This window comes from Guptibacillus hwajinpoensis (genome assembly GCF_001039475.1).
Lineage (GTDB): Bacteria > Bacillota > Bacilli > Bacillales > Guptibacillaceae > Guptibacillus > Guptibacillus hwajinpoensis.
The window spans coordinates 304,463-330,989 of sequence record NZ_LELK01000004.1 but is presented as its reverse complement, the minus strand read 5'-3'; the positions used below and the strand labels follow the sequence as shown (position 1 = coordinate 330,989).

The following is a 26,527-nucleotide window of genomic DNA, read 5'->3' as shown; positions in this document are numbered from 1 at the left end:
CAAGGCTCTGTGCTTCAGAAAAATTTATTTTTGATTTTGAAGCTTCGTTACGACATCTGGTCCTACAGCATCTTCTCCACCAAGGACGCGGAAGTCGTATGCTTCTAGTTCGCTAACTGCTTCTGCTGTTTCTTTTGGAAGCATATCCGGTTTAACTAGAAGCATCGCTGCATTTTTCTTCGCCGCAAGTACGGATCCAGAAAGCGCATCAGCAAAGTTCATTCCAGTAGAAACGTAGACACGAGCAGATGAATTGAGCTCTGTTGCAATTTCAGCTGCTGTTCCGAAGCGGTTCTCGCCTGCATAGCGTGCAGAAGTTCCAAGAAGATCATCCAAGTCCTTATTAACAGCTTGCTCTCCACCAACGACAATTGCATCTCGGATGCTTATAAGAGCGTTGTTCGTCTCACGTGGGATGTCATCTGCTTCTGTTAGAAGAATAGGGTAGCCCATTCTTGCTGCGTACGGAGCGATTGCAAGCGCATCTGGGAAGTTTCTTCCGTTTGCAACAATCGCTTTATCTGGTGAGCCACCGAGTAATGCTGCAATGTTCGCTGCTGTATCGTAGCGGTTCTCACCTTCTACACGGTCAACATCAAGCTTCATTCCTTCAAGCTGAAATTCAACATAGTTACTAACAGCACTGTTTCCACCTAGGATAATCACTTTCTCTGCACCAAGGCGTTTGATTTCTTCTTTAACTAGAGAGTTCAGTGAACCCGTTTCAGTTAGTAGAATTGGAGCGTCATACTTGTATGCAAGTGGTGCGCCTGCAAGTGCATCAGGGAATGAATCGCCTCGTGCGATCACAACTGTATCAGCCGACTCCCATCCTTCTTGCGAGATTTTGACAGATGTTTCGTAGCGGTTCTCACCTTCTACTCGTTCAACATCTGCTTCAACGATACGTGCTTCATCTGTTTGCTTCACCGTTCCAATTTCTTCAAGATACTCAGTGAACACTTCATAGTCAACGAAGTTAAGTTGTTCGATACGTCCTTCTGAAGCCGCTTGGCCCATTACATCATAACCGTCTCCGCCTTCAGCGATATAGGCGTTTGTTGCAACAGTGTACGTCGCGTCTGGATCGATATCTACATAGCCTTCATCAGTTTTCACATTCACATCTAGAATGCGTCCGTCTACAGGAAGATCTTTATCAAACGCATATTTAATTCCAGATACGTGAGCGAATCGCCCTTGACCTGTTTCTAGTCCACTTACTCCGTGCTCAAGAGTAGCAATAATTTCTTCACCAGTAAGATCAATCGTAACAAGGTTGTTACCAAATGGCATTGTAGTCAACACTTCACCTAACGTAATAGGTCCTTTATCAATCGATTCACGGATGCCTCCACCGTTCGTAATTGCGATCGTTGCATCTGTGAACTGCTGTGCTTTAAACAGCATGCCGTCTGTAATCAAGTTACCAAGGTTTGTTTCACCAGATCGAACCGAACCACGTTTTCCATCTAAGTAAACCGTTGACTCTCCGACTACTTTCTTCTCTATTTCTTCAAGCGGTTTTTTTAGTTCTTCGAAAAGCTTCTGTGCTTCTGGGTCAGCTTCGTAAATTTTCTCATTATCTTTACTAGTGCTTAGGTCTAGAAGCTTCTCATCCCATTCCGTTAGAACGCCGTCTGCATTAAACGTTACTTGTAGATCACCAAGGTACTTGCTATATTCATTAGCTTGTACAACAAGTGTTGGCTCTTTGTCTTCATTTACAACAACTGCATCTTCAAGCTTCGTATGGCTATGTCCACCTACAACAACGTCGATGCCTTTAACCGTTTCAGCAAGCTTTACTTCAACAGTCTTACCAAGGTGTGTAAGAGCTACAATTTTGTTAATTCCTTTATCTTGGAACATCTTAACCATCTTCTCAGCCTGCTCTTGATGGTTTAGGAATGAAATGGTGTCTCCAGGGCTTGATAGCTCGTCAGTTGATTCGATCGTTAGACCAAACACACCAACTTCTTCCCCGTTTACATCAAGGATCACTGCTGGATAAATCGTGCCATCATCGCCTGTCATCGCCATTTCATTTTTATAAAGAGGAGCGAGATAAGGATCTTTACTATAATCAATATTCGAGCTTACGATTGGGAATTTGGTTTGCTGTACGAATTCAGAGAATGTTTTTGGACCTTCATCGAATTCATGGTTTCCTGGTACCATCGCATCGTATTTCATCATGTTCATGAATTGTACGTCAGCAAGGCCTTTGTATTTATTGAAAAATAGCGTTCCAGAGAATACGTCACCAGCATCTAATAGAATCGTGTTCGCACGTGCAGCGCGAATTTCCTCTACTGCAGTTAGTCGTCTAGGTGCATTATCAAGATGCGCATGCGTGTCGTTTGTATGCATAATTGTAAGATCAAAATCTCCAGGTGCTGCTTCTACAGGAGCTGATGGTGCTGCAGCAATTGCCATTGCTAGTGCAGCTGTTGATAAGACGCCAAAAAGAGGTTTTTTCATGTTCATGTACGTAATCCCTTCCCTTTCGAAAACTCTATTTTTGTCGGAATTTACCCTTTTTTCATTATATAACAGATTACTAGGTTAATGGTCCCTTTATTGGAACATTTAACAAATTCTAACTCATTCTTTAAGACTAGTTTCATAGGGTAAGGAAAGGCGGATTCCCCCGCCTATTTCCTCACTTATTTTCCTTTTAGTTCAGTCATAACATCGTCACTAACCGCATTTGTTCCCCCAAGAATATGGAAGTTATTGATATCACTTTCTTGAATCGCATCTGAGATTGGATCTGGAATGTCGTTTTGTTTCACAAGTAGAATCGCTGCATCTTCTTTTGCAGCAAGTACAGATCCAGCAAGTGCATCGGCAAACTTAAGTCCTGTTGCAACGATTGCTGTATCAGCGTTCGGTGTAAGAACCGTAGCGATAGCGGCTGATGTTGCATAGCGGTCTTTTCCGCTATAGCGGACAGCGTTTGTTAACTGATCGTACACTTTTGGGCTAATAACGTCTTCTCCGCCAACGACAATTTGCTCGTCGGTTCCATTAAGAATCTTTTTCGTAACGGTTGGTAATTGTTCTTTCTCTGTAAGAACAATTGGATAACCATTTTTAGCTGCATAGGAAGCAACAGAAAGGGCATCCGGGAAGTTACGGGCACTTGCAAGAATTGCTTTGTCCGGATTTCCACCAAGCTTAGCTGCGATGTTCACTGCTGTTTCATAACGATCTTCTCCGCCAACGCGTTCCACTTTAAGCCCAAGACTTTTCAGCGAGTATTCAGTGTACGTAGAAATAGCGGCAGGGCCACCAAGAATAATCGCTTTTTCAGCACCTAGACGATCAATTTCCTTCTTTAGAGCAGAACTTAGCTCGTATTTCTCTGTTAAAAGAATCGGTGCGTCGTGCTTGTAAGCTAGCGGTGCGCCAGCAAGTGCGTCAGGGAACATGTCGCCTCTTGCAAGAACAATCGTATCCGCCTTGTCCCATCCTTTTTTGGAGATCTCAATCGCCGTTTCGTAGCGGTCTTCACCAGCTGTACGGTCAACCTTATTCTCCATTTGAATCTTCGCTAGAACTGGATCATGGTCACTCGCACGTCCATCTTCTTCGCTAAAATCAGCATTGATGTTAATGCTATCGATTGTAGTACGTTTTGCTAGATTGTTTGATACGAGAATATGATCAAGAACTTGAGAGTTTCCTTGGTATACGTAAGTGTAGCGCTCTTCAGATGGTAATTTCTCCATCATGTTTGTTAGCACGTCACCTTCAAGCGTATTGATTGGTGTTGAGAATTCGAAGTCATTCAAGTCACCTAGAACAACAACATTTGCATCGTCCATGTTTGAAACAACGTCTTTCACAAATCCATTAACGATTGACGCTTGTTCCATACGCTGAACTTCACTACCAAGAACAACTGGATGCTCTGCACCAAATAGTGCGCCATCGCCGCCTTTTGAGTTGAAATGGTTCGCTACAACAACGACTTTTTCACCATTAAATTCAAACTCTGCAGCAAGTGGCTTACGAGAACTTTCGAATGCTTCGTTTGTAGGATCGATGCGCCCTGGGTTAAGTGTTAGGCCATTCGCATCAACACCTACTGAAGATGCTGCATCGCCAGCTGTTTTCTCTGGAAAATCAACGCGCTCTGGATTGTAGATAAAACCAACGCGAATGTTTCCGCCAGGCTGCCCGCCGTCTACTTTGTTTGCTGGTGCGATATCAGTAAACTTATAAGTAGGCCCGCCCGCTTCTTCAATAGCTTTAATGATTGTTTTGTAAGATTCACTTGCATCTGTTGTGCCGTCGTCAGTCGGACCATTGTTGTCCTGTACTTCAATGAGGCCGATAATATCAGGTGTTTTCATATTGTTTACGATTGAATCAGCAATCTTCGCTGTTTTGCTTTCCCCAACACCGTTGTAATAGTTCTCGATGTTGTATGTTGCTACAGTTAAATCGCCTTCTGAAGATTCAATTGTCGTTACTTCACGCTCTGTATCACCGTCGATAACAGTAGGGAACGTACCTGTTGGACGAATTTTGAAATTGCCGTAATCGTAGCTTACGTTACCTGTAACAGAGCCATCTAATCGATCACCTGTCGTTACATCAATATCAATACCGTCTACATCAATGAGCATACGCTCAGGGTTGTAATCTTCTGGTGAAATTAATAGGCCATCTGCACGTGTGAAAAGTTGATCAGAACTTGCATTCACGTACACTGGAAGTTCATCGTATTTCACTGGACCTGAAATGGTTGCATCAGGAATTTCGATGAGCATGCCTTCAAGACTTTCATAGAAATCAAGTCCGTCCGTTGCAGCATCGAATGTTGTCATCTTGTCGTCTTCAATCACTTCAGTTGGAGGCGTACGATCGTCTCCTATAACAATTGCTTCTGGAAGTGTGTTACCAGAAGAAGCAACTGTCACGCTTGATGCTGTAATTTGAGTTGTTAGAAGATCTTTTGCGTCGCTGTAACCATCTTCTCTCCACTCTTTTACTTGACCATCTACTTCAACTCGATCGCCAACTTGAACGCCAGCGCCACCGCTTTTATAAACATAAATACCTTCTGATGTTGCTTCATTATCATCTGGTTGCTCTTCTTGCATGTAGAAACCGTTTGAACCCTTTTTCGCTGTTACGATTCCTTCTACTTTCGTAACGGCCATACCTTCGTATGGAGATGTGTGGTCTGCAGCTTGGATATCATGAATGCTGATTCCATCTGCTGATTTGAGGACTTTGTATTCAAAAGTAGCGACTTCACTAGTGTTACCGTCTTTTGCTGCAACGGCTTTGATTGTCATGTTATTCGTTAGTTCGATTGGAGCTGTGTATTCCGTGCTACTAGCCGTTGGTGCACTACCATCGGTTGTGTAATGAATTGTTGCACCATCTTCAGCTGTCGCAAGTGTTACTTTCGTGCCTTCTACTACAGATCCCGCTTTCGGATTTGCTGTAACAGAGAATGCTTTTTCAATAACGTCTGCTGCGTTACGAGGTACGAGTTTGTATTCATTATAGTTATAATCGATTACGCCTTTTATGATCTCGTAGGTTGTTCCAACTTCAAGTAACGTTTTGTCGTTAGGCTTAAGGACAAATTCACCAGTATCGTCTGTTGCAGTGAAGTTTCCATTGCTGTCGACAGATTCAACTTTAACGTTAGTAAACTCTGTGAATTCGGCTTCGTGCTGCTCACCATTATCTTTTGATAGATCCGTTGACTTAAGAGACTGCGGAGATGGAATTCCTTTATCAGGAGTTGTATTCTCTACAGATGATGCTTGGATTTGCTCCATGCCGTAGAAATCAGTGATTGAACCTTGAGCTGTTACTTCATCACCAGGCTTAGCTGTGATCCCAGCTGCGCGAATGATAATTCCAGCTGTTTCATCTTGAATAAAGAGGTTCGTTTGACCACCAGCTTCAAATGCTGCTGTTGCGATCCCTTTTACTTTAACTTGTGTGTTTTTTGCTTCTTGTCGTGCTTCATTTATTGTTGAGAGTTTAATAGGGTCAGGGTCTGGGGTTGTGCTATCAGGGAATGTGTACGTTGATGGATTTTTAAGACCCGGTGCACCGAAGTATGCTTCGAGGCTTCCGGTGATCTGGATTTTCTTTCCTTTATTTTCGGGATGATCGACTAGGTTGAGTTCTGTTCGTAGATTGTTATTAGGTAACTGAACAGGTAGAATGTTCTCTGCTTTTGTTTCATCTGCAGAATCTGCAATAGCGATGTTTGTTTTCACATTATTCGGATCATCTAAGTTATAAGATGGTCCACTTGACGTGGTTCCTACAATATAACCTTCTACTGTTGCAGAACCAGTATTGTTTGCGATCGCTTCACTTACGGAAATGGTTCCCTCAGCAGAAGCATATTGTGAAACTGGTAATGCGAAAAAGCTAAGAACCATTGAGAAAATGAGCGCAACGCTCATTAAACGACGTGTTGACCTTCGTTCCAAATTTTATTCCCCCCGGATATGTAGTCGAATTTTGGTGTTACTACCACCAATTGTCAGTATACAATATCTTTCGACCTAGATGTGTAAAAATAGCGTAAATAGTCTAATAGTTGAATACGCTTTCTTCGTGTTTTGAGAGGGGGGGTCAAGAGGGGGGGGTCAGGTACGTGCCTGACCCCCCTTAAAGACAAATCGCCCCATTTAGCGCGTTTTGTCCACGCTGGGAGGACACTATTAAAATACTTCTTTTCCTTACTTATGAACCTCTGCACAATGTATAGATTTTATTAAATCATTATACAACTATAGAATTATAGGGAATTGATTCAATTATTCTGTCGTTCAAAACCCAGATCAAAAGACCTAAATCGTATCGTATTCCGGACATTAAAAAAACCACCTTATCGATGGCTCGATTTGGTGGTTGAGAGGCAGGTTTATCTTCTTCTATCTTTCATCTTTCCCTGATGGGTTGGAAGCCATCATGCTCTTGGTAGGGAAGATGGATCTTGAAGATCCTTGAGGGATCAATACGGGGTTTTATTAAGTAGATTTGTTAATTATGATCGTTTGGTATTTCAGAGACTATGGGAATCTCGATTTCTTTCCTTATTATTGACGCTTGGAACTCCAATCGACTAATAAAGGAGGTAGCGCTTACATAAGGGTGAACACCTTTTGATAATAAATGATTTAGTCCATGAGACGATTGACTGTCATTGTTTTGGAAGGCAAAGACTTTTCTTGCTTGCTTCTCTGCAAAGTGTGCTGTCGTCATGGCACCACTTTTCACTTCAGCTTCCATAATGACAACATGACTTGACCATGCGCTAATGAGCGCGTTTCGCTGGATGAATTGCTTCGGCTTGGGCGCTGTGCCAGGTGGATACGGGGAGATAACAGCACCCTGATCAATGATGGCTTCGAAGAGCGAGCGGTGCTCTTTCGGGTAACAGTCATCGACACCATGTGCAACAAAGGCTATCGGACGCCCACGATTCGCGAGGCAGGCTACGTGAGCGTATTGATCGACTCCTTTTGCGAGACCGCTTATAACGGGTATACCAAGGCTTGAGAGCTTGTAGGCTAATTCTTCAGTAGCAAACCTTGTTTGATTGGAACACGTGCGTGAACCAACAATGGCTACGGAAGGGAATTGTGGCTGGATAAGGCCTTTGTAATACAAAAGAACGGGTGATTCAGGTACATCTTTTGCGTAATAAGGATACAGCGGGTCATCTCGGGGTAACAGCCAGATCTCCTTTTGATAAACAAGTTCAAGAATGCGTTTCGGTTTCTCTAATGACCGTGCTGCTAGTATCGCTTCACGAGCACGCTGTGAGATTCCTTTTACTTCTTGAAGTTCAGCAGGAGAGGCATGATAGACTCGTTCGGGACTTCCAAATACAGCCAGCAGCTTCTTTTGCGTTACTGGTCCAATATGCGGAATTGAACTAAGCCAGATCCAGCGCTCCATTCATTCACATCTCTTTCACAAGTAGTTTTCAAAAAGAGGTTCTTCCTACCATTCAGGAAGATTTGTAAGTAAGTAGATTCGTTTGCCACTAAAAGTAGGCAGTTGCTTTTTTAGTTCTGGTGGAGCTAATGGATCCGAACTGTGCATATAACGGCGGTAAGCTTCTCGGGCTGGTTTTTCAAACAGTGATAGTATGTAGTCGGGATATGCGTGTGAATCCTTTTTATATGAAAAATAGGCGCGATAACTGCTCCAGGCATAGTCCTCTGGTTTAACAACCATCTGGGCTTTAACTGGATTAAGGTGAATGTATTTGCTTACGTCAATTTCATATAACATTGAATCAAGCAGTTCAGCGGAATAGCGGCCTTGAAATACGTGTCCTGAATACTCATATTTGTCGTTGAAATATCTTGCATAATTGGAGTTAAGAACTTTCATGATTTCACCAGGGGGATGATCGAAGGTTTCAATTGAGAGGTGCACATGGTTAGTCATGAGACAGTATGCGTGTAGGCGGAACGGAAATACCTGACGAGCTTGTTCTAGAAATGCAAAGTACTTCAGTCGATCAATTCGTTCTTCAAATAACGGCGCCTTACGGTTCCCTCGGCAAGTAATATGATACTTCGCACCTGGAAACCAATTGCGTTTTTTACGAGCCATTCGAATTGCTCCTTTAGCAAGGAAAGTGGGGAATTTCTACTATATCGGGGGGTTGATAATTGTAGTATACCACCTTTCAAGAATTTGGGAATAGCTAATTTATAAATTATTCAGAAATATTTTTTATTTCATTTGGAGGAATTTTGAGGTGATGGTAATAGGGAGAGGGGGTAGGGGGTCAGGCACGTGCCTGACCCCCTACCCCCTCTCCTCTCCAAACCCCTTACCACATATAATCTCATCGCTATTTGAAGTCTATAAAACAGCAAAAAAGTGTCCGTCTGGGGCGGACACTTTTCGCTGTTTTGTCTTTTGATGGGGTCAGACAGGGGCCAGACCCCATTTTGCGCTCAATGCTGCTATTACTCTCTCTACTTCAACTTCTCCACAACACCATCACTAACTGCACTCGTTCCACCGAGAATTGTGAATGTATCTGCTTCAAGCTTCTTAAGAGCTTCTGCCGTTTCAGTTGGCATCTTGTCAGGCTTAACAAGGAGCATTGCTGCATCCTGTTTTGCTGCAAGGACCGATCCTGTTAGGGCATCGGCGAAGTCCATGCCTGTTGCGATAAATACGTTCTTCGATGAATTTAGTTCAGTCGCAATGGATGCTGCTGTTCCAAATCGGTTTTCACCTGCGTAGCGCAACGCATCTGGTAAGCTATTAAATACTTTCTTACTGATTACCGCATCTCCACCAGCAACGATTGTTCCTTCTACGCTACGTAGCGCTAGCTTCGTAGCTTTTGGAACTTCATCCTTTTTAGCAAAGAGAATCGGGTAGCCGTTCTCTGCTGCATATGATGCTGCAGCTAGTGCATCCGGGAAGTTCATTCCGTTTGCGACGACCGCTTTATCAGGACTGCCACCAAGGCTTGCCTGGATGTTAGCAGCTGTTTCAAATCGATCTTGCCCGTAAATACGCTGTACGTTCAAGTCCATTCCTTCAAGTTGATATGCAATGAACTTTGGTACAGCTGATGTACCGCCGAGAATAATCGCCTTTTTAGCACCAAGACGCTTGATTTCATCTTTCACAGACTTCTCAAGTCCTTTTTCACGTGTAAGAAGAATTGGCGCGTCTAGTTTGTATGCAAGAGGTGCTCCTGCTAACGCATCAGCAAAGTTATCTCCTCTCGCAATCACAACGGTATCCGCTTTGTCCCAGCCAGCTTTAGAGATTTCAACCGCTGTTGCATAGCGATCGTCTCCGAATAAGCGCTCAGGGTCTTTTGGCTCTGGATCACCTGCATTTGACGTTACCTTCCATGTGTACTCTTTCGTGTTCTTAGCAATCGCTCCGCCATCGTTGTTAAAGATTTCGGATTTGTTCTCTTCAGAAGGTACGATTGAGACAGGAATATCGTTCTCACCATTCTTAAGCGTTACTTCGTGTGTGAACGTCATATCGTCGTTCACTTTTACTTTTTCACCATCGATTGTAAGGTCGCCTTCTTTAATGGCATTACCTTTAAACGTTACTTTATCGCCTTCAACGACTGCTCCGTTTTCTGGAGAATTTACAACAAGAGGCATATCGATCCAACGGTAAATTTCGTCCTGGACGACCATTTTGTTACCGCCTTGATTTGTTACAGTTACTTTCAAGTCAGTTCCCTGTGCACCATATCCGTAATAGCTCACATCATCATCTGACTTATCATTACGAGTGTGGTCAGCAAGACCTTCTTGATCCCATGACTCGCCTTTCGTATACTTGTACGTCAAATTTGTACCTTCAGGGAATGATTTCGTCAGTTCCCAGTCTGGAGATACTGCACCATTACGAGACATTTCCCAAGCGCTTGTGCTCCAACCGTTTTGATCTCCAGGCATTGTCACTTTTGCGCTTAGTGGCGTGTAATCTGGTGCGTGCACTTTGAACGTCACATCAACCATAACGATATCAGGTGTAACCGACACTTCGTTCGAAACTGTTTGATTTCCAGCCTGATCGTAAGCCACTACTCTGTACTTGTATGTTTTACCGTTCTCAACTGCAAAGTCTGTATAGCTTACAGCATCTGCTTCTTCTAAAAGCTCAATTGTTTCGCCGTTTCGCTCAATTGCAAGAAGATATGGGTTATCCGCTCCTTCAAGCGTCCAGTCTAATGTAACCTGACCCGACTCTTGGATTGGTGTTTCAAGCTTTACTGCGTCTGCAGGAGCTTTCACATCATCTGCATTCTGAGTCAATTCAACATCTTCTGTATTCGTTGTTTTCCATGTTGCTCCGCGATCGGTCGAAAAAGCTAGACGGTACGTGTATACGCCTTTTTCAATTGGACGGAAATCTGCTTTGAAACTGTTATAAGCATCCTTCTCTCCACCTTGGCCAGTATACGTAGCTTGCTTTTCAGTCCAATCATCGTCTCCTTGTTTAACTTGAAGCTTCGCAATCAATCCTTCTGCAAGGCCTGATTCTGTTGCTCCTTCAATTCTAACGCTACTTTCAATCGCAAATGTTTTTGATAGATCAAGCACTTGATCATCTACTGCTGTTACAGGAGTGATTTCGTACTTGCCATCTTTCCATTCAATGTGAGGGATCGCCGCTTCTGTTGTTTCCACTTTCAGCGATTCGTTTCCTTCATCATCGACTGCAGTTACTGCAAAGAAGTAAGATTGACCATTCGTTAACTTATCGATCGTCATTGACAACTGATCCGTAACGGTTACTTCTTCGTACATTGCACCCTGAAGTGTTGATTTATAAACTTTATATTGCTTTGCATCGCCAGTCCATGAAAGGGTTGCACTTCCTTCTCCTGCCGTTGCTTTAAGCTCACTCACTGCGTTTGGACGTTCAAAGTTTTGACCGCTATCTGCGATCAGCATGCGTCCTGTCATAGCTGGAATTGTAACATTCAACTTGCCATCTTTCACGCTAGCCTGATAATCCTTATCTAGTCCATCTGTGAACGCAATATTATTTAACAGAACATCATCCACTTTCAGTTCAAGCGTTTGTGCCTTGTTGCCACGGTTAACCGCAATAACTGCAGCACCGTCTTTAGATGTACGAGCGAATGCATACACATCGCCTTCAGCATGCAGTGTTGTTAGCTCTCCATACGCTAGAAGATCAGCGTTCGCTGTTCGAACTGCACCTGCATTTTGATAATGCTTTACTAAGTCAGCATTTTCATCTCCCCATGGATATGTGCGACGATCATCTGGATCTTTAGAACCAGTGACACCCGCTTCATCGCCATAATAAATCGTTGGCGCACCAGGGTAACCCATTTGAAGAACTGCTGCTAATTTAAGACGCTTAACACCTAGTTCATGATCGTATTTCGGATCGAACTCAGCTCGTTCATAACTATCTGTTCCACCACCAAGCACATAGATCGCACGTGGCGTATCGTGTGAGCCCATCAAGTTCATAAGAGCATAGAACGCTTCTTCAGGATAATCTTCCTGAACTGCCATCAACTGCTCGTCCGCGCTAGCTGCATTCCCATTTTTCAAGAAGTTGAGAATCGCTCCTTCAAAACGGTAGTTCATAACAGAATCATATTGATCCCCAAGGAAGTATTTCGATGCATCGTCCCAGATCTCTCCAAGGATAAGCGGCTCTTCTCCTTCTTTCAATGTAGCCCCTTCACCAGCCATCTCTTCTGACTTAAGTTCTTTACGGAACTCGCGCCAGAATTCCATGTCTACTTCATTTGCTACATCTAAACGCCAGCCAGATGCACCATTCGTTAGCCACGATTTTGAAGCTGAATCTTTGTCATACATAATGTAATCAGAGAATTTCTTATTGTTCAATTCACTTTCGTAGTCAACCGCATCTCCGTCGATGCTCTTCACTTCAGGAAGCGAGTCGTAGCCCCACCATGCTTGATAATCATAGCGTTCGTTGCCATTTTCATCGACGACTTTCTCATTCTTAATGTTGAACCAGTTGTGGAAGCCATACTCGTCGTTAAACGTCTGACCTTCCTTTTCAAGCTGCTTTCGTGCTTCCGTTTTTGCTTCTTCTTCATTTAATTCTTCATCATTCATCAAGTCATAAATACGCGACCAATATTCATACGCACCAACAACATCGTATTTGCCATATCGGTCAAAATAAACGGAATCATCCCCAACATGGTTGAATACTCCGTCCATAATCAAATGCATATCACGCTTCTCAAGTTCATCTGTAAATGCTTTGAATTCTTCTGGTGTTCCAAACATTGGATCGATTGCTTTCCAATCAGCTGCATCATACTTATGGTTCGATGCCGCTGCAGCAATTGGATTTAAGTAAATTGTATTTACACCAAGCGACTGAATATAATCAAGCTTGTCCTGAATTCCTTTCACGTCACCGCCAAAGAAATCGTTACTCCAGAATCCATCACCCTCATAACCCGGCTGATCTTTGAGTCTTGGGTTATCAGGAAGCTCGCCCCATTCTTTATCTTCAATTGGTTCAGGTCCTCTAGCGTTTTCCTTTGCATCATCGTTACCTTTGTTTCCGTTATTAAAACGATCTGGGAAAATTTGATACACAACAGCTTCTTTCATCCAATCAGGCGTTTCGAAACCTGGATCAAACACTGTTAGCTGATACAATTCAGCATTCGCATCGACTGCTTTCCCTGCTGCTCCTTGCTTTGTATCTTCGCCGTACTCGGCTTTCGCTGATCCATCACGCACGATAAATTTGTACCCGTAAAGACCTTTCTCATCAGGTGTTACGTTAGCTTCCCAGAAATCTTTTCCGTCTGTCGTTGCTGTTTTCTCCATTGATACAAGCATGCTCGTTCCTGAATTCTGATTCTTCAAGTACAAGTCCGCTTTTGTTAAATCATCCTTCTTTGAAGCAAGGCGGATTGTTACTTCCTTACCTACTTGCACTGCACCGAATGGAGCACGGTACGCTTCTTCCCATGAATTATGTAGAAGACTCGCTTTAGTCACTGCACCATCAGAACCTTTTGCACTGTAATCTGTGCTTACTTCTTTTGAATCTGAATTGAAAAAGAATGTCACTTCCGTTTTCTCTAACACGTTTAGCTTCTCATTATTGGCAGGGTAATCTTCTCCCCACGCATTTCCAAGGACAACCTTGTATTCATAATTCCCTTTAGGCACACTTGTTGTAAATGAGTAGACGTTATCAAAATTGTCATCAGTAAATAGCGCTGTAGACGTTTCTGGACTCCATTCAGATCCTGCATCAATCGCAGGTTGAATCGAACCTACTAATCTAGGCGACTTCTCTTCTGTTATTGGTGTGTACGTTGTTGAGTTAGCCACTGCATGTGTTCCATCATGATAGTAGAACGTTACTTTAGTAGCTTCAGAGAGTGACAGTTTGTAATTGTTAGCTCCGTCTCCATAGCTCTCTCCCCATGATTGGTTAATGGCGATTTTGTATTCGTAATTTCCCTTTGGGAGTTCTGCCGTGAGTTCATAGAATCCATTACCTTTCGCTTCCATAATGGTTTCTTCTGCTGCAGGATCCCATTCCTTCGCTGCACCCATTTCGTCCTGCAAATCTCCTGCAAGTGTAACGATTCTTTCAGAAGATGGCTCACCGATTGTAAATGTACTATTATCGTTTCCGTTTGGATTTAGCGGATCTTTCATCCATTCGTCCCCCACGATAAATTTATATTGATGCTGTCCATCCGATAAATCATTAACCGTTATACGCCAGACATTGTTCTCATCTTTTTCAAGTGGAAGAGCTCCGTCCTGCCAGTTCGTAAAATCACCTGCAACAAGAACCTTGCTTTCGCTCCCATCTCCTTCATAAACAAACGTTGCGCTCGATCCATCAATAACCGGGCTTTGTTCCGCCGCTTTTGCACCTGGAATAGCACCAGCTAAAAGCTGCAATACAAGGACCATAACAAGTGACAGTGAAAGCTTTCTTCGATTACGCCGTTTCATTCTTTTCCCCCTCTTAAATACCTACATAGTCGTGGAACCGTTTGCACACTTTCGCAAAAGGAAGGAAACCGTTTGCATTAACAAAATAAAAAATAAGCGAGTCTTTTCCGAGAGTAAGCAAACGCTTTCACGATCTATTTTGCCACAGGATTTGGAAAGAATCAACTTATTTTCATTAAATTGTGCTACTTTTCGTATAATTCAATGGGTAAACCATCTGGATCAGCGAAAAAGGTAAACCTCTTATTCGTTAACTCATCAAGTCGTATTTTTTCAAGAGAATTTATCCCTTTACTCACAAGCACACTCACAGCTTCATCAAGGTTCTCCACTTCAAAAGCAAGATGTCTCAATCCTTGTGCCTCTGGATAGCTCGGTCTTTCAGGTGCATTCGGAAACGAAAACAATTCGATTCGTGTATGTTCCCCTACACCTAAATCAAGCTTATAGGAATTTCGCTCTTCACGATACGTTTCTTCAATTTGATGTAGGCCAAGCGTATTCACATAAAAGGACTTTGAACGTTCATAGTCTGAGCATATTATTGCTACATGGTGTAACTTAGTAAACATTTCCATCACCTCTCGCTTAACGATAATAGGGATGATTCTATTCGTCAATACGAAAACCCGACAACCGTCGGGTCGGGTTCATGAGGTTCTTATAATAAGGACTCTGCTCCATCAACGTACATTGCCGTACCTGTCACATGGCTCGAGGCATCTGAAGCAAGGAAGTACACGACATCCGCCACTTGCTCTGGACTTCCAGATTTATGCTCTAGGGGATGGCTTCCTTCTGGATACGTTATCGGGATCTCAATTTCTTTCACGCTTTCCTTTTTATCTGTGCTCTGGTCGATGTTTGTTTCAATGGCACCTGGACAGATCGCGTTAACACGAATACGATATTGCGCGAGCTCGAGCGCTGCCATTTTCATAAACGCTACTTGTCCCGCTTTTGAAGTACTGTAAGCCGACATCCCAAAATTAGAAAATGTGCGATTGCCATTGATGGAACTAGTAATAATGATGCTTCCACCGCTTTCCTTCATATAAGGAATACTGTGCTTCACCATTAGAAAGGTGCTCCTTAAATTCGTATGAATCGTTTTGTCCCATTCTTCTACTTTCATCTCTTCAATCGAATTCAGTGTGCCGTTAATTCCAGCATTATTGAATAGAATATCGATGTGTCCCCATTCCTGTTTAACAGTTTCCAATGCTTCAACCACTCGTTCTTCGTCTGATACATCAACGTCTAATACAAAAGCTTCCCCACCGTCCCGAACAATCTCTTCCTTAACATTCTCTGCACGCTCTTCTTTTAGATCAAGCAAACAAACACGAATGCCTTCTTTCGCAAATCGCTTTGCTGTAGCTGCTCCTATGCCTGAGCCACCACCCGTAATAATCGCAACCTTCTTCATATGTAATCCCTCCTTTTTCACCTCTATACCCACTTCTCTCTTTTTTTAAGACAACTTAAAAAAAGACCTCCGAAAAGGTCTTTACTCTTTACTACTGATCTTCGGTCTCATCACTCTTTTGTTCATCGTTCTTATCCATGTTACCTTCATCCATATTCCCATCTTCGTCTGGATCGCCTTCTTCTGATCCATCTTCATTCATACTATCATCATCTTCCTCATCAATCGTTCCTTTGTCCTCGTTAATGTTCTCTTCGTCTTTTTGTGAATCCTCCTGCATCTCTGGGTCTTCAACAGGGCCTTCATTCTCATTAGCATTCGAGCAACCTGCTAGAATTCCAACCGAAAGCATGACAGTAAACAGAGACAATAACCACTTCTTCATACCATTACCTCCTAGTACGTTGTAGTGGTATTTTTTGCCGAAAAACAAGTAACTATTCGATATAAGATAATAATTTGATCTAGTTCTTAACACCTATGACAAAAGTAGTCATAAAAAAAAGGTTATTTATTACAAATTCCAACACATTTTTCACTATACTTGAACTATTATAATGATATTGATTCATATGACACACTAACTAGCAGGGCATCCTCCAGTACAAAGGCAACCTATTTTGAAAAGAATTGGACGCAAAGTAATCAGATCTAAGGAAGTAATCAGGTGGAAACTTCTAGGATGGCTGTACTACCTGGAATTTTGCAAGGAGGATTAATATGGGGGTACATACGCAGGAGAAGCTTGATCGTGAATGGGTTGAGTTGATCAAAGAGGCAAAGGATCTTGGTTTAACACTCGAGGAAGTATATGCCTTTCTACAGCAAAAAAGGAAGTAAGAAGACACAAAAGCGACAATAAACTTGTCGCTTTTGTTCTATTTACGGAACAATCACATACTGGTATACTTATGAATAACAGAGAATTTTGTCAAGGGCATCGGAGGGATCGATAAATGATTGGTGAAGAAGTTAAAAAGTACCGGTTACGAAAAGGGTTATCACTTTCAGAATTAGCGGAACGAGCGAATGTTGCGAAATCGTATTTAAGTTCTATCGAACGTAATATTCAATCAAACCCTTCCATTCAATTCCTTGATAAAATATCAAACGTACTGGATGTATCCGTTGAAGTCTTGCTTCAAGGCAATGATTCCATTCATCAGACTGATTTAGACTCAGATTGGAAAAAGCTTGTAAAAGAAGCGATGGAGTCTGGCGTTAGTAAAGATCAGTTCAGGGAGTTTTTGGAGTTTAACAAATGGCGTGCCAAAAAAGGGTCCGATCAATAGCATTAATATAAGAGCCAATGTGATGGCTCTTTTTTAGGTTGCTATAAAAGAGAGTAATAGTAGCCAGTAGGCATGTAGACATAATAAAAACGTATAAATAATGGACGCAACGCTTAAAAGAATTCGCACAATCACCGATTTAATCTGCTTATTAAAAAGTAAAAAACTAAGTAAAAGTAGGGAGATACCTGTTTTATAAGATAGAAAGGCAATTGGATGCCACTCGTACAGTGATCTCATTAAGGGATTTACTTCTTCAATCCAACCGTTCTCAAGTCCCAAGAACGTCACAAACCCATCAAGAAGGTTGCAGCACCCAAGATAAATAATGAGAAATCGAAACGTGGACTTCCCCTTCATTCTGGTTGTGGAGATATCTTCTGGGTTTTGATGATTTCACTTAACTCAGAATAAAGTTTATGTTCATCACGTACCATTCCCTTTATATCCTGTTCTTTCATCTCAAACGAATTAATCTTATTCAATATTAACGATAATTCACATTTCCCTTTGTACTCATCATTAATATAAAGGCTAGCCATGAGTTGATCTGTGGCGATAACTTTAATTCTTTTTCCTAAAATATAAGAGACGAACGTATCGTTTCCTAACCGGATCATTTCCATTCCTCCTTAATTTTTCGAGGAACTGGCTATAAATTGCTTCACTTCCTCCTTAGAAAGTCCAAGTTTCTTTGCGATTGAAATAAGCGTTACCCATTCTTCATCCAATTTTTCGTCAGTATACGTCCTCATTCCCATCCCCCTCATACGATTCTCCAATAACCGACATTAATAAAGAACGTTTTGTTCTTTATTTAGAATGTACATCTAATATAGTATTATTTTGGAAGATTAAAAAGACTGAAAATTCATTGTTTTGGTTCGTTTTATCCTAGTTATCAAGTATATCCTTTTAGATTCTCAGCTTTCCTTACACTTTCATTTATTACTGTATAAGATAAACTTTTAAAACCATGACAATCGTTCTGTTTACAGAACGATATGTTCTTGATAAAATAAAACCACCAAATACAATTTAAAAGAGGTAAAGGGATGATCGGTGAAAAAATTAAACTATATCGAAATCGGATGGGATTATCGTTGACGGAATTAGCGAAGCGAGCTGGAGTCGCAAAATCATACCTTAGCTCAATTGAGCGTAATCAACAAGCGAATCCCTCCATCCATTTCCTTGAGAAGATAGCTGCTGAGCTTAAAGTACCTATGGAGGTTTTTATTCTTGAAGAAGAGATGGGAGAGCCTGTTCTCGATACAGAATGGAAGGAATTAATTGAAGAAGCCATGCGCTCCGGCATAACGAAAGAGGATTTCGCTGATTATTTAGAGTTTAAAAAATGGCAGTTGAAAAGTAACAAAGATGAGTGAAGCAGACGGATATTGATGCCCTGCTTCATTTTTAGTTAGTAAGTAGAAACTCCTGCCCAGGCGGGCAGGAGTGAAGGTTCTTATTCAGCTGAGTTCGTGGAATTTTCGTTTGTAGCAGGTTCTTCGGTGTTACTACCATTGTTCATTGAGTTGTTTCCGTTTTCTGTGTTGTTCCCTTCATTGCTGCTACAAGCAGTGATTAACATGACAGCTACGAACGAAGTTGCAATTTTGAGCATGAATTTCTTCTGATTCATTTCCAAAATTCCTCCTTGAACTCAAGTAAGTTTTTTCCGCTAAGTTGCGGTTAAGATCATCATAACAAGGAGAAAAGGGAATTTGTTAAAATTTACATAGTCTCTATAAGCGTTTTACATTACTAATAAACGATTAACAAATCGCTTGAAGAACATAATCCAATGGCTTAAGTGTGGTGGTTGATTTGCGCTCCAGGTGCTCGCTTTCCGCGGGGCGGGCGGTGAGCCTCCTCGGCGCATAAGAACATTGCGCCTGCGGGGTCTCACCTGTCCCGCTAGTCCCGCAGGAGTCGAGCACCTTCCGCTCCAATCTGCGAAGTGTTGTTCTTTTATCCAAACCCCTTTTCAAAAACTAACACTTTTAGAAAAGAGCTTTTAAATAAAATAATATAAAAAAACCCCAAACATGATCAGCATTTTTCAACGCAAATCGTTAGGGATTTAATATATATTATTTTAGTGCAAACATGATTTCTGCTTCAGCGGCTACTTCGCCGTCTACTGTTGCGGTTGCTTTGCCTTTGCCGATTGGTCCTTTGATTCGGATGATTTCGACTTCAAGACGAAGCTGATCACCAGGTTTGACTTGTCTTTTAAAACGGCATTTGTCGATGCCCGTAAAGAAAGCGAGCTTACCTTGATTTTCTTCTTTTTTCAACATGGCTACTGCGCCTACTTGAGCTAGCGCTTCTACAATTAGGACGCCTGGCATTACCGGGTAGTCCGGGAAATGGCCGTTGAAAAATTCTTCATTTGCTGTAACGTTCTTTATACCGACAGCTCTTACTTCTTCCTCAACTTCAAGAATACGATCTACAAGTAAGAAAGGGTATCGATGCGGGATAATGGATTTAATTTCCTGACTATCTAACATAGCTCATTCTCCTTTCAATCATTCCTTTTCTTTCTCAACGATATCAGTGATTTTCACCCATGTGTCTTTCTTGAAGACATCACCTGGACTTCCATCTCCAATAACGCCATAACCTAGCATGGCTCCTGCTACAAGCGAGACTAGGAGTAATAGGACCACGAGAAGAAGGCGCAGCCAGATCGGGATTAACCGAATTCTTGGCATACGCTGTTTCTCTTCTGTATTCTTATTCGTTTGTTTGGCCTCTTCTGTCGCAATGTCCTTACGCTCTGAGGTCTGGTTCACCTTTTCATGGTTGTTCGCCATTATGATTACACCCTTACGAATAGTTTCCGTTACGAAATTAGATTAGTTTCTTTTTAGCGATCTTGTCGATATGTTCAAGCATAAGGCCTGTCCCTTTTGCAACGCAGCTCATTGGTTCTTCAGCTACTAGAACAGGAACCATTAGTTCTTCAGCAAAGAGCTGATCGATTCCGTGAAGCAATGCGCCTCCGCCTGTCATAATAACACCGCGGTCAATGATATCTGCTGAAAGTTCAGGAGGAGTTCGTTCAAGTACGCTCTTCGCCGCCATTACCATGTGGGAGATTGGCTCTTGAAGCGCCTGCTGAATTTCATCAGATTTTACTGTAATTGTGCGCGGAAGTCCTGAAACCATGTCACGTCCGCGAATATCAAGCTCTTCGTTCCGGCCGCCTGGAAATACCGTTGCAACATTGATTTTAATTTGCTCTGCTGTACGTTCTCCGATTAAAAGCTTATATGTTTTCTTGATGTAGTCCAGGATTTCGTAATCGAACTTGTCCCCTGCCATTTTAATGGAAGAGGCGGTGACAATATCGCCCATTGAAAGAACTGCGATATCCGTCGTTCCACCGCCAATGTCCACTACCATATTACCGCTTGGCTGAAAAATATCCATACCTGCGCCAATGGCTGCTACTTTTGGTTCTTCCTCAAGAAAGATCTGCTTTCCACCGCTTTTTTCCGCCGCTTCTTTAATTGCCTTTTTCTCAACCGATGTAATATTGGTTGGCGTGCAAATGAGAATACGCGGCTTCGATAGAAAACTTTTCACATTAATTTTGTTCAAGAAATGTCTCAGCATTACTTCTGTAATATCAAAATCTGCAATGACGCCATCTTTCAATGGACGTGTTGCAACGATGTTTCCAGGAGTCCGGCCGACCATCTGTCTTGCTTCTTCACCAACAGCAAGCGCTCTTCCAGTACCAGTGTCAATCGCAACTACTGAAGGTTCATCAAGAACTATGCCTCTGCCCTTCACATAAATCAGTACATTCGCTGTACCTAAATCGATCCCTATATCACGTGAAAACATGACGTATCCTCCCTGTGTACTATAACTCATCTATTGTTCCAGTCCTAGTATGTATAAACTACGTATCCATTAGTATATTGTACCACAAAAGTATCACAAGAAAGAAATGATTTAGAAAAAATTGTCGTTTTAAGGCATGCTATTTGACTGCTTCTTCTTTCTCGGTATCCTTTCTATATTTTATTCTCGTCGCTTCGCCGCCGCGGAGATGGCGTATCGATTTATGATACTCTAGAATCCCCTTCACCTCATTGGCGAGGTCCGGATTAATTTCGGGAAGCCGTTCCGTTAAATCCTTGTGAACGGTACTTTTGGACACTCCAAATTCTTTGGCGATCACCCTCACCGTTTTCTTAGTCTCCACGATGTAATTTCCAATCTTGATGGTTCGCTCTTTGATGTAATCGTGCACACCACTCGCCTCCCTAAATTGGATGTGAGAGATGCGAAATGAGACTGATAAAGTGATCATGCTACGAAGCTCTAGTCATCAGGTGACCTACATGATGTCAGGAGTATTGCATGCAAGAATACTTCGAAGCGTTACCACAACTTCTCACCTCTGCCCCTCATTTACTAAGTTTTGTAACATTTTATTAAGGCAAAGGTGGTTATATACCAAAAAGTCAAGAGGGACAAGGGTTTTTATTTAAATTTTCTTTCAAATCGCTAATATTGCTTATGTTGTATGTTTCTAAACACAAAAAAGAACCTCTGTTATTATTAAAAATCAGAGGTTCTTGCCTGTTTTTAGATGTGCTATATTATAGACATTTTCGCGATAGAGTAACGGATTTCCGCTCCAGGATGCTCGCTCGGGGCGGGCGGNGGTGAGCCTCCTCGTCGCTAACGCTCCTGTGGGGTCTCACCTGTCCCGCTAGTCCCGCAGGAGTCGAGCATCCTTCCGCTCCAATCCGCTTAGTCTGGCTGTTTAATACAAACCCTTTTCAAATTCGTTTAGAAAAGAGCCTTTAGATCACTTTATCATCTTTCCAAACCTCTCCATCTTTATAGGAGAGCTGCTCTGGGTAGCGGAGGTCCATGACTTCATCTTGTAGCTTCTGAGACGGTGGCTTTGTACTGAGTGAGACGATGACATTTGTTAAGAATGCAGAGCCTGCACCAAATACACCTGCACCTGTATCGATGATGCCAAGAATTGTGAAGCCTCCGAATTTCGCGAGGAAAATATACGTTAAGGTAACGAGCAATCCTACGATCATTCCTGCTATAACCCCTGGGGCGTTTGCTCGTTTCCACCAGACTCCTAGAATAAGAGCTGGGAAGAACGTCCCTGAGGCGAGCGCAAATGCCCAGGCGACGATTTGGGTAATAACTCCTGGTGGGTTCAGCGCAACAATTCCAGCTACAACTGTTGCAATTAAGATGGACCAACGTGCAACTGACATTCTTTTTCTCTCTGTAGCACTTGGATTAATGATCCGGTAATAAATATCGTGTGAGAAAGAAGAAGATATGGCAATTAATAGACCACCTGCAGTTGATAAAGCGGCAGCCATTGCTCCTGCGGCAACAAGACCGATTACGAAAATACCAAGGTTTGCAATCTCTGGAGTTGCCATTACAACGATATCGTTACTAATCGCAATTTCTTTCCACTGAAGAATGCCATCACCGCTCGTATCAGCCATTTTTAGAAGACCTGTATTAACCCACTTTTCGGTCCAAGCAGGTAAAGAATCAATCGGGCTCCCTGCCACCTGCTTCATCAAAATGAATCGTGAAAAAGCAGCGTAAGCAGGAGCTGATAAGTAAAGAAGGCCAATAAATAGCAAAGCCCACGCTCCGCTCCACCTTGCCGCTTTCATAGTAGAAACTGTATAAAAGCGCACAATTACGTGTGGGAGACCTGCTGTTCCTGCCATTAAACTAAACATAAGTGCCATGAACTGCCATTTCGAAGCCGTATCGAACGGTGCAAAGTATTCAGAGATACCTAGTTCCCGATCTAACGCTCCAAGCTCAGAAACAACATTTCCGTAGCTTAGCCATGGTATAGGATTATTCGTAATTTGCAGAGACATGAAGATGACAGGTATTAAGTATGCGAGAATGAGGATGACGTACTGAGCAACCTGTGTCCAGGTAATCCCTTTCATTCCACCAAACGTCGCATAGATCGCAATAATCACGACTCCGATCATAACACCAATTTTGGCATCGACTTCAAATAAGCGACCAATAACAACACCCGATCCTGCTAACTGACCGATTGAATAGGTGAAACTAATCAATATCGTTGCAATTGCAGCAATGACGAGTGCTGTTTTACTTTGAAAACGATCTCCGATGAATTCTGGAACCGTATAGCGGCCATATTTACGAAGCTGCGGTGCAAGTAAGAAGGTTAATAACAAATAACCTCCTGTCCACCCCATGATATAGGCAAGTCCATCATAACCGAGAACCATAACCGTTCCTGCAAGACCAATGAATGAAGCTGCACTCATCCAGTCGGCGCCAATCGCCATTCCGTTATAAATCGCTGGTACACCACGACCCGCAACAAAAAACTCCGAAGTTTGACGTGCCCGATTGTATACGGCTATGCCAATATAAAGACCAAATGATGCAACGATAAGTGTAAGCGATACTAGAAATTGGCTATCCATTCTTTATCCCCCTTATGATTGGAAAGACTGTCCCTTCGCCGGTTTACTTTTTCTCTCTACTAAATTGTATTTCTCATCGATTCGATCCGATATGTAAGCGTTAACAAATAGTAGTAGGATAAACACAATAATTGAACCCTGTGCGCCCATGAAATAATGAAGTGGAAATCCGTTAAATGTGTATTGAGCTAGCGTTTCCGCAAACAGAACCATCCCAAATGAAACAATGAACCAGATGACTAAAAGAACGGCTATTAAACGAACTCTTGCATGGAAGTAAGCATCTGCTATTTTCTTATCAATCTTTTTCATTTCTTAACCTCTCTTCTTATTAACTAGTTATTTCCGAAGTCACTTTCGCTATAGGAAGTAGTAGTTGATTTGCGCTCCAGGTGCTCGCTTTCCGCTCCAATCAGCCAAATGTGGTTGTTTAAAAATATCTTTTTCAAAGAAAACTCTAACTAAGAACCCATTTATTTTAAGTTAAAAATAAGCTCCACAGTTTCGACAAATCCAAGTGGCACCCTGGCGATTTCTACTATAAAGTAGGCGCCCATCATTCCAATTGGTAGTAACAAATACTTCTTCTTCTTTTTCTTGAGTGTGATCACTAGACTTACAACTGCCGCTATCACTAATGCTAGTAACAAATAACCTCCCCCTTTAATTATTCTGAATTTTCCGAAATACATTTCTAATTATGTTTCTATCAGAACTCGAAGTCAATGCGACTATTATCCCAGTATTTGTATATTTAACCTCGACAATTGACCTAGTAAAAGCATCCCATTTCGATTTACTCTCGTAGATTCCTTTGAATAAGATTCTATAATATTGTCGATTCCGACGGGAACTATCATGCTATTTCCCGGGAAAGCTCGAATGTTGTCATTAAATACGTTCTTATTTCCCCTTGCATTTATACGTTAATTAAACTCGAAAACCACAAAAAAACCTCCGATTTCTCGGAGGTTCTTTCTTATTGTGAATCCTTTGTATCTGATTTTTGTTGGTCCGATTTTTGCTCATTGTTGTTTTGCTCGTTGGATTTACCCTCGTCTGCACCTTTTGCATCATCTTCGGCTTTCTTCTCAGCATCCATTTCGGATTCAGTACCTTTTTGCTCGGTACCTTCTGAGGCTGATGGGTTAGAAACAGCATCCCCAGCTTCTGTGTTTTGCTTTCCTTCAATGGCTGAAGCAGGCTGATTGAACACATCAAGTGGATTTACTGCAGTTCCATCTTTACGAACTTCAAAGTGTACGTGAACGCCAGCGTCAGTATTAAACGTACTAGTTCCCGCTTTACCAAGCTTGTCTCCCTGTTCTACTTTATCGCCTTCTGCCACTTCAAGGGCATCAAGAGATTCATAGACAGTCACAACACCATCTGCATGTTCTAGATGAACGACATTACCAAGTAACTGATCTTCTGTCGCTTTAACGACTTTACCAGTCATTGCAGCTTTGACATCAAAACTTGATCCATCTTCTTTCGCATAATCGATTCCTGCATTCTGGTAGTAGGTATTATTATAGAAAACAAGAGCTGCTTGTTGTTCTTCAGTGCTTGCTGCTGTATCGTAGAATTGTTTCTGCACAAATACTCCACTATCTTCGGCTGCAGGTACTTTAAAGACTTCTGAATCACCAAGGACTGGAACAGACTCGTCATTCGTGTCAAAGGCACTTCTTTCTTCATTAACACCACTTAAATCACGTGGCCCTGCATTTTCTTGTCCGCCTTGCATCCAGAGAACTGCTGCAAGAACTAATGCTGCAAAACCAAGATAGACTGCCGGATAGATCCAGCGTTTTCTTGCTAGCTTCTGCCATTTAGAAGCGCTTTTTTCAATAGGATGAGATCGTTGTTTTTCATCTCCCATTTGTTCATCACCTCAGCAACATTGTGGTCAGATTGCGAGATTTATATACATTTAACCAAAAAAATATCTATTTATTTTTCGACAAAGGGATTTATTTTATACATTGAATGATTTTCTCATCAAAAAGGCTATGGCTGTTTTCTAAAAGTTTGTTGCTATTGAAAGGATTTTTGTATATAGAACCATACTTCGCTAATTCGTGTGGAAAGATGCTCGACTCCTACGGGACGAGCGGTACAGGTGAGATCCCACAAGGGCGTCAGCCACAAGAAGGCTCAAGTGTCCCGCCCGCGGAAAGCGAGCATCCTGGAGCGGAAATTCACTCCACTCTTATTGCAATAGTGTTAAAGAAAGGTTCTTTTCTAATTAATCTTTGCTTTTGAAAGAATTTGGTTTGAAAACCACACTCCGCTAATTGAAGCGGAAGGATGCTCGACTCCTGCGGGATTAGCGGGACAGGTGAGACCCCGCAGGAGCGTTAGCGACGAGGAGGCTCACCGCCCGCCCCGCGGAAAGCGAGCATCCTGGAGCGGAAATTCACCCACTCTTATTGCAGTAGTGTTAAAGAAAGGTTCTTTTCTAATTGAAGCGGAAGGATGCTCGACTCCTGCGGGACTAGCGGGACAGGTGAGACCCCACAGGAGCGTTAGCGACGAGGAGGCTACTGCCCGCCCCGCGGAAAGCGAGCATCCTGGAGCGGAAATTCACTCACTGATAAATAGAAACTGGGTCTACCAATAAAAAAGCATCAATATCCCATTTACCACAATGGTTTCCTCAATTTCCAATTTACTTATTATGTAAGTGTCTTTTGTTTACTTATTGTAATATATTTGAAAGAATGATTACTTAAGCATTAGGGTATATAATCCTCAAGTGCAAAAACAACACAGAATTCTATC

23 protein-coding genes and 1 riboswitch are annotated in these 26,527 nt (G+C 42.2%); of the genes, 3 read left to right on the top strand and 20 right to left on the bottom strand.

From position 1 onward, the window contains the following. Positions 1-24 precede the first annotated feature (24 nt). The 8 genes from AB986_RS12075 to AB986_RS12040 all read right to left on the bottom strand — a co-directional run bounded on the left by AB986_RS12075 (position 25) and on the right by AB986_RS12040 (position 16,336). Positions 25-2,490 (bottom strand): cell wall-binding repeat-containing protein, encoded by a 2,466-nt coding sequence (locus tag AB986_RS12075; protein WP_053216154.1) that lies wholly within the window; start codon positions 2,488-2,490, stop codon positions 25-27. 179 nt (positions 2,491-2,669) lie between these two features. Next, entirely contained in the window at positions 2,670-6,479 is a 3,810-nt protein-coding gene (locus AB986_RS12070) for a cell wall-binding repeat-containing protein (protein ID WP_048311399.1), read from the bottom strand. Positions 6,480-7,035: 556 nt separating this feature from the next. After that, on the bottom strand, positions 7,036-7,956 hold the full coding sequence (locus AB986_RS12065) for a DNA-processing protein DprA (RefSeq protein WP_053216153.1): 921 nt from the start codon (positions 7,954-7,956) through the stop codon (positions 7,036-7,038). A gap of 45 nt (positions 7,957-8,001) precedes the next feature. After that, positions 8,002-8,622 carry a transposase gene (locus AB986_RS12060; protein WP_236690373.1) on the bottom strand — a complete coding sequence of 207 codons (621 nt, stop codon included), beginning with the start codon at positions 8,620-8,622 and terminating at the stop codon, positions 8,002-8,004. 371 nt (positions 8,623-8,993) lie between these two features. Continuing rightward, positions 8,994-14,522, bottom strand: a complete 5,529-nt coding sequence (locus AB986_RS12055; protein WP_053216152.1) for an alpha amylase N-terminal ig-like domain-containing protein — start codon at positions 14,520-14,522, stop codon at positions 8,994-8,996. Between the two features lie 185 nt (positions 14,523-14,707). Continuing rightward, positions 14,708-15,094 carry an SMU1112c/YaeR family gloxylase I-like metalloprotein gene (gloA2, locus tag AB986_RS12050; RefSeq protein WP_048311398.1) on the bottom strand — a complete coding sequence of 129 codons (387 nt, stop codon included), beginning with the start codon at positions 15,092-15,094 and terminating at the stop codon, positions 14,708-14,710. A gap of 89 nt (positions 15,095-15,183) precedes the next feature. After that, positions 15,184-15,951, bottom strand: coding sequence for an SDR family oxidoreductase (locus AB986_RS12045; protein WP_048311397.1), 768 nt, complete (start codon positions 15,949-15,951; stop codon positions 15,184-15,186). A 91-nt stretch (positions 15,952-16,042) separates the two neighbouring features. Beyond that, on the bottom strand, positions 16,043-16,336 hold the full coding sequence (locus AB986_RS12040) for a hypothetical protein (RefSeq protein WP_053216151.1): 294 nt from the start codon (positions 16,334-16,336) through the stop codon (positions 16,043-16,045). 214 nt (positions 16,337-16,550) lie between these two features. Then, positions 16,551-16,650, top strand: a riboswitch (cyclic di-GMP riboswitch). A 21-nt stretch (positions 16,651-16,671) separates the two neighbouring features. Here AB986_RS12040 and AB986_RS21780 point away from each other — a divergent pair. Together AB986_RS21780 and AB986_RS12035 are read left to right on the top strand one after the other, a co-directional pair. Further along, on the top strand, positions 16,672-16,791 hold the full coding sequence (locus AB986_RS21780; RefSeq protein ID WP_084006536.1) for an anti-repressor SinI family protein: 120 nt from the start codon (positions 16,672-16,674) through the stop codon (positions 16,789-16,791). Between the two features lie 116 nt (positions 16,792-16,907). Beyond that, entirely contained in the window at positions 16,908-17,243 is a 336-nt protein-coding gene (locus AB986_RS12035; RefSeq protein ID WP_048311396.1) for a helix-turn-helix domain-containing protein, read from the top strand. A 33-nt stretch (positions 17,244-17,276) separates the two neighbouring features. On the opposite strand, the gene AB986_RS22980 is transcribed toward AB986_RS12035, so the two are convergent. From AB986_RS22980 to AB986_RS21775, 3 genes are read right to left on the bottom strand one after another with little or no spacing between them, the layout of a single operon-like run. Next, entirely contained in the window at positions 17,277-17,603 is a 327-nt protein-coding gene (locus tag AB986_RS22980; protein ID WP_161797367.1) for a DUF5658 family protein, read from the bottom strand. Beyond that, positions 17,600-17,863, bottom strand: coding sequence for a hypothetical protein (locus AB986_RS12030; protein ID WP_048311395.1), 264 nt, complete (start codon positions 17,861-17,863; stop codon positions 17,600-17,602). Before AB986_RS12030 ends, AB986_RS22980 begins: the two co-directional genes overlap by 4 nt. 12 nt (positions 17,864-17,875) lie before the next feature. Next, on the bottom strand, positions 17,876-17,998 hold the full coding sequence (locus AB986_RS21775) for an anti-repressor SinI family protein (protein ID WP_152670985.1): 123 nt from the start codon (positions 17,996-17,998) through the stop codon (positions 17,876-17,878). 300 nt (positions 17,999-18,298) lie between these two features. Here AB986_RS21775 and AB986_RS12025 point away from each other — a divergent pair, with 300 nt between their 5' ends. Next, positions 18,299-18,631, top strand: coding sequence for a helix-turn-helix domain-containing protein (locus AB986_RS12025; RefSeq protein WP_048311394.1), 333 nt, complete (start codon positions 18,299-18,301; stop codon positions 18,629-18,631). Positions 18,632-18,711: 80 nt separating this feature from the next. On the opposite strand, the gene AB986_RS22375 is transcribed toward AB986_RS12025, so the two are convergent. The 9 genes from AB986_RS22375 to spoIIQ all read right to left on the bottom strand — a co-directional run bounded on the left by AB986_RS22375 (position 18,712) and on the right by spoIIQ (position 25,625). Beyond that, positions 18,712-18,888, bottom strand: coding sequence for a hypothetical protein (locus tag AB986_RS22375; RefSeq protein ID WP_161797366.1), 177 nt, complete (start codon positions 18,886-18,888; stop codon positions 18,712-18,714). 451 nt (positions 18,889-19,339) lie between these two features. Beyond that, positions 19,340-19,762 (bottom strand): 3-hydroxyacyl-ACP dehydratase FabZ, encoded by a 423-nt coding sequence (fabZ, locus tag AB986_RS12020; protein WP_048311393.1) that lies wholly within the window; start codon positions 19,760-19,762, stop codon positions 19,340-19,342. Between the two features lie 18 nt (positions 19,763-19,780). Next, positions 19,781-20,068, bottom strand: coding sequence for a DNA-directed RNA polymerase subunit beta (locus tag AB986_RS12015; protein ID WP_048311392.1), 288 nt, complete (start codon positions 20,066-20,068; stop codon positions 19,781-19,783). Positions 20,069-20,105: 37 nt separating this feature from the next. Continuing rightward, on the bottom strand, positions 20,106-21,107 hold the full coding sequence (mreB, locus tag AB986_RS12010; RefSeq protein ID WP_048311391.1) for a rod shape-determining protein: 1,002 nt from the start codon (positions 21,105-21,107) through the stop codon (positions 20,106-20,108). Positions 21,108-21,246: 139 nt separating this feature from the next. Beyond that, entirely contained in the window at positions 21,247-21,519 is a 273-nt protein-coding gene (gene spoIIID / locus AB986_RS12005; protein ID WP_048311390.1) for a sporulation transcriptional regulator SpoIIID, read from the bottom strand. 559 nt (positions 21,520-22,078) lie between these two features. Continuing rightward, entirely contained in the window at positions 22,079-23,740 is a 1,662-nt protein-coding gene (locus AB986_RS12000; protein WP_048311389.1) for a sodium:solute symporter family protein, read from the bottom strand. 12 nt (positions 23,741-23,752) lie between these two features. Further along, a complete protein-coding gene (locus AB986_RS11995; protein WP_048311388.1) occupies positions 23,753-24,052 on the bottom strand; it encodes a DUF4212 domain-containing protein in 300 nt (99 codons plus the stop codon). Between the two features lie 161 nt (positions 24,053-24,213). Continuing rightward, on the bottom strand, positions 24,214-24,390 hold the full coding sequence (locus AB986_RS22370; protein ID WP_161797365.1) for a hypothetical protein: 177 nt from the start codon (positions 24,388-24,390) through the stop codon (positions 24,214-24,216). A 329-nt stretch (positions 24,391-24,719) separates the two neighbouring features. Beyond that, positions 24,720-25,625 carry a stage II sporulation protein SpoIIQ gene (gene spoIIQ, locus AB986_RS11985; protein ID WP_048311386.1) on the bottom strand — a complete coding sequence of 302 codons (906 nt, stop codon included), beginning with the start codon at positions 25,623-25,625 and terminating at the stop codon, positions 24,720-24,722. Positions 25,626-26,527: the final 902 nt, after the last annotated feature.

What these genes read in the sequence shown, in the direction of transcription:
- AB986_RS12035 (WP_048311396.1), top strand. Translation starts at nt 16,908, where the DNA reads ATGATTGGTGAAGAAGTTAAAAAGTACCGGTTACGAAAAGGGTTATCA.
- mreB (WP_048311391.1), bottom strand. Translation starts at nt 21,107, where the DNA reads ATGTTTTCACGTGATATAGGGATCGATTTAGGTACAGCGAATGTACTG.
- AB986_RS12000 (WP_048311389.1), bottom strand. Translation starts at nt 23,740, where the DNA reads ATGGATAGCCAATTTCTAGTATCGCTTACACTTATCGTTGCATCATTT.
- AB986_RS21775 (WP_152670985.1), bottom strand. Translation starts at nt 17,998, where the DNA reads ATGAGGACGTATACTGACGAAAAATTGGATGAAGAATGGGTAACGCTT.
- AB986_RS22980 (WP_161797367.1), bottom strand. Translation starts at nt 17,603, where the DNA reads ATGAAGGGGAAGTCCACGTTTCGATTTCTCATTATTTATCTTGGGTGC.
- AB986_RS12065 (WP_053216153.1), bottom strand. Translation starts at nt 7,956, where the DNA reads ATGGAGCGCTGGATCTGGCTTAGTTCAATTCCGCATATTGGACCAGTA.
- AB986_RS21780 (WP_084006536.1), top strand. Translation starts at nt 16,672, where the DNA reads ATGGGGGTACATACGCAGGAGAAGCTTGATCGTGAATGGGTTGAGTTG.
- AB986_RS12075 (WP_053216154.1), bottom strand. Translation starts at nt 2,490, where the DNA reads ATGAACATGAAAAAACCTCTTTTTGGCGTCTTATCAACAGCTGCACTA.
- AB986_RS12030 (WP_048311395.1), bottom strand. Translation starts at nt 17,863, where the DNA reads ATGATCCGGTTAGGAAACGATACGTTCGTCTCTTATATTTTAGGAAAA.
- AB986_RS11995 (WP_048311388.1), bottom strand. Translation starts at nt 24,052, where the DNA reads ATGAAAAAGATTGATAAGAAAATAGCAGATGCTTACTTCCATGCAAGA.
- AB986_RS12025 (WP_048311394.1), top strand. Translation starts at nt 18,299, where the DNA reads ATGATCGGTGAAAAAATTAAACTATATCGAAATCGGATGGGATTATCG.
- AB986_RS12055 (WP_053216152.1), bottom strand. Translation starts at nt 14,522, where the DNA reads ATGAAACGGCGTAATCGAAGAAAGCTTTCACTGTCACTTGTTATGGTC.
- AB986_RS12045 (WP_048311397.1), bottom strand. Translation starts at nt 15,951, where the DNA reads ATGAAGAAGGTTGCGATTATTACGGGTGGTGGCTCAGGCATAGGAGCA.
- spoIIQ (WP_048311386.1), bottom strand. Translation starts at nt 25,625, where the DNA reads ATGGGAGATGAAAAACAACGATCTCATCCTATTGAAAAAAGCGCTTCT.
- AB986_RS12040 (WP_053216151.1), bottom strand. Translation starts at nt 16,336, where the DNA reads ATGAAGAAGTGGTTATTGTCTCTGTTTACTGTCATGCTTTCGGTTGGA.
- gloA2 (WP_048311398.1), bottom strand. Translation starts at nt 15,094, where the DNA reads ATGTTTACTAAGTTACACCATGTAGCAATAATATGCTCAGACTATGAA.
- AB986_RS12060 (WP_236690373.1), bottom strand. Translation starts at nt 8,622, where the DNA reads ATGGCTCGTAAAAAACGCAATTGGTTTCCAGGTGCGAAGTATCATATT.
- fabZ (WP_048311393.1), bottom strand. Translation starts at nt 19,762, where the DNA reads ATGTTAGATAGTCAGGAAATTAAATCCATTATCCCGCATCGATACCCT.
- AB986_RS22375 (WP_161797366.1), bottom strand. Translation starts at nt 18,888, where the DNA reads ATGAATCAGAAGAAATTCATGCTCAAAATTGCAACTTCGTTCGTAGCT.
- AB986_RS12015 (WP_048311392.1), bottom strand. Translation starts at nt 20,068, where the DNA reads ATGGCGAACAACCATGAAAAGGTGAACCAGACCTCAGAGCGTAAGGAC.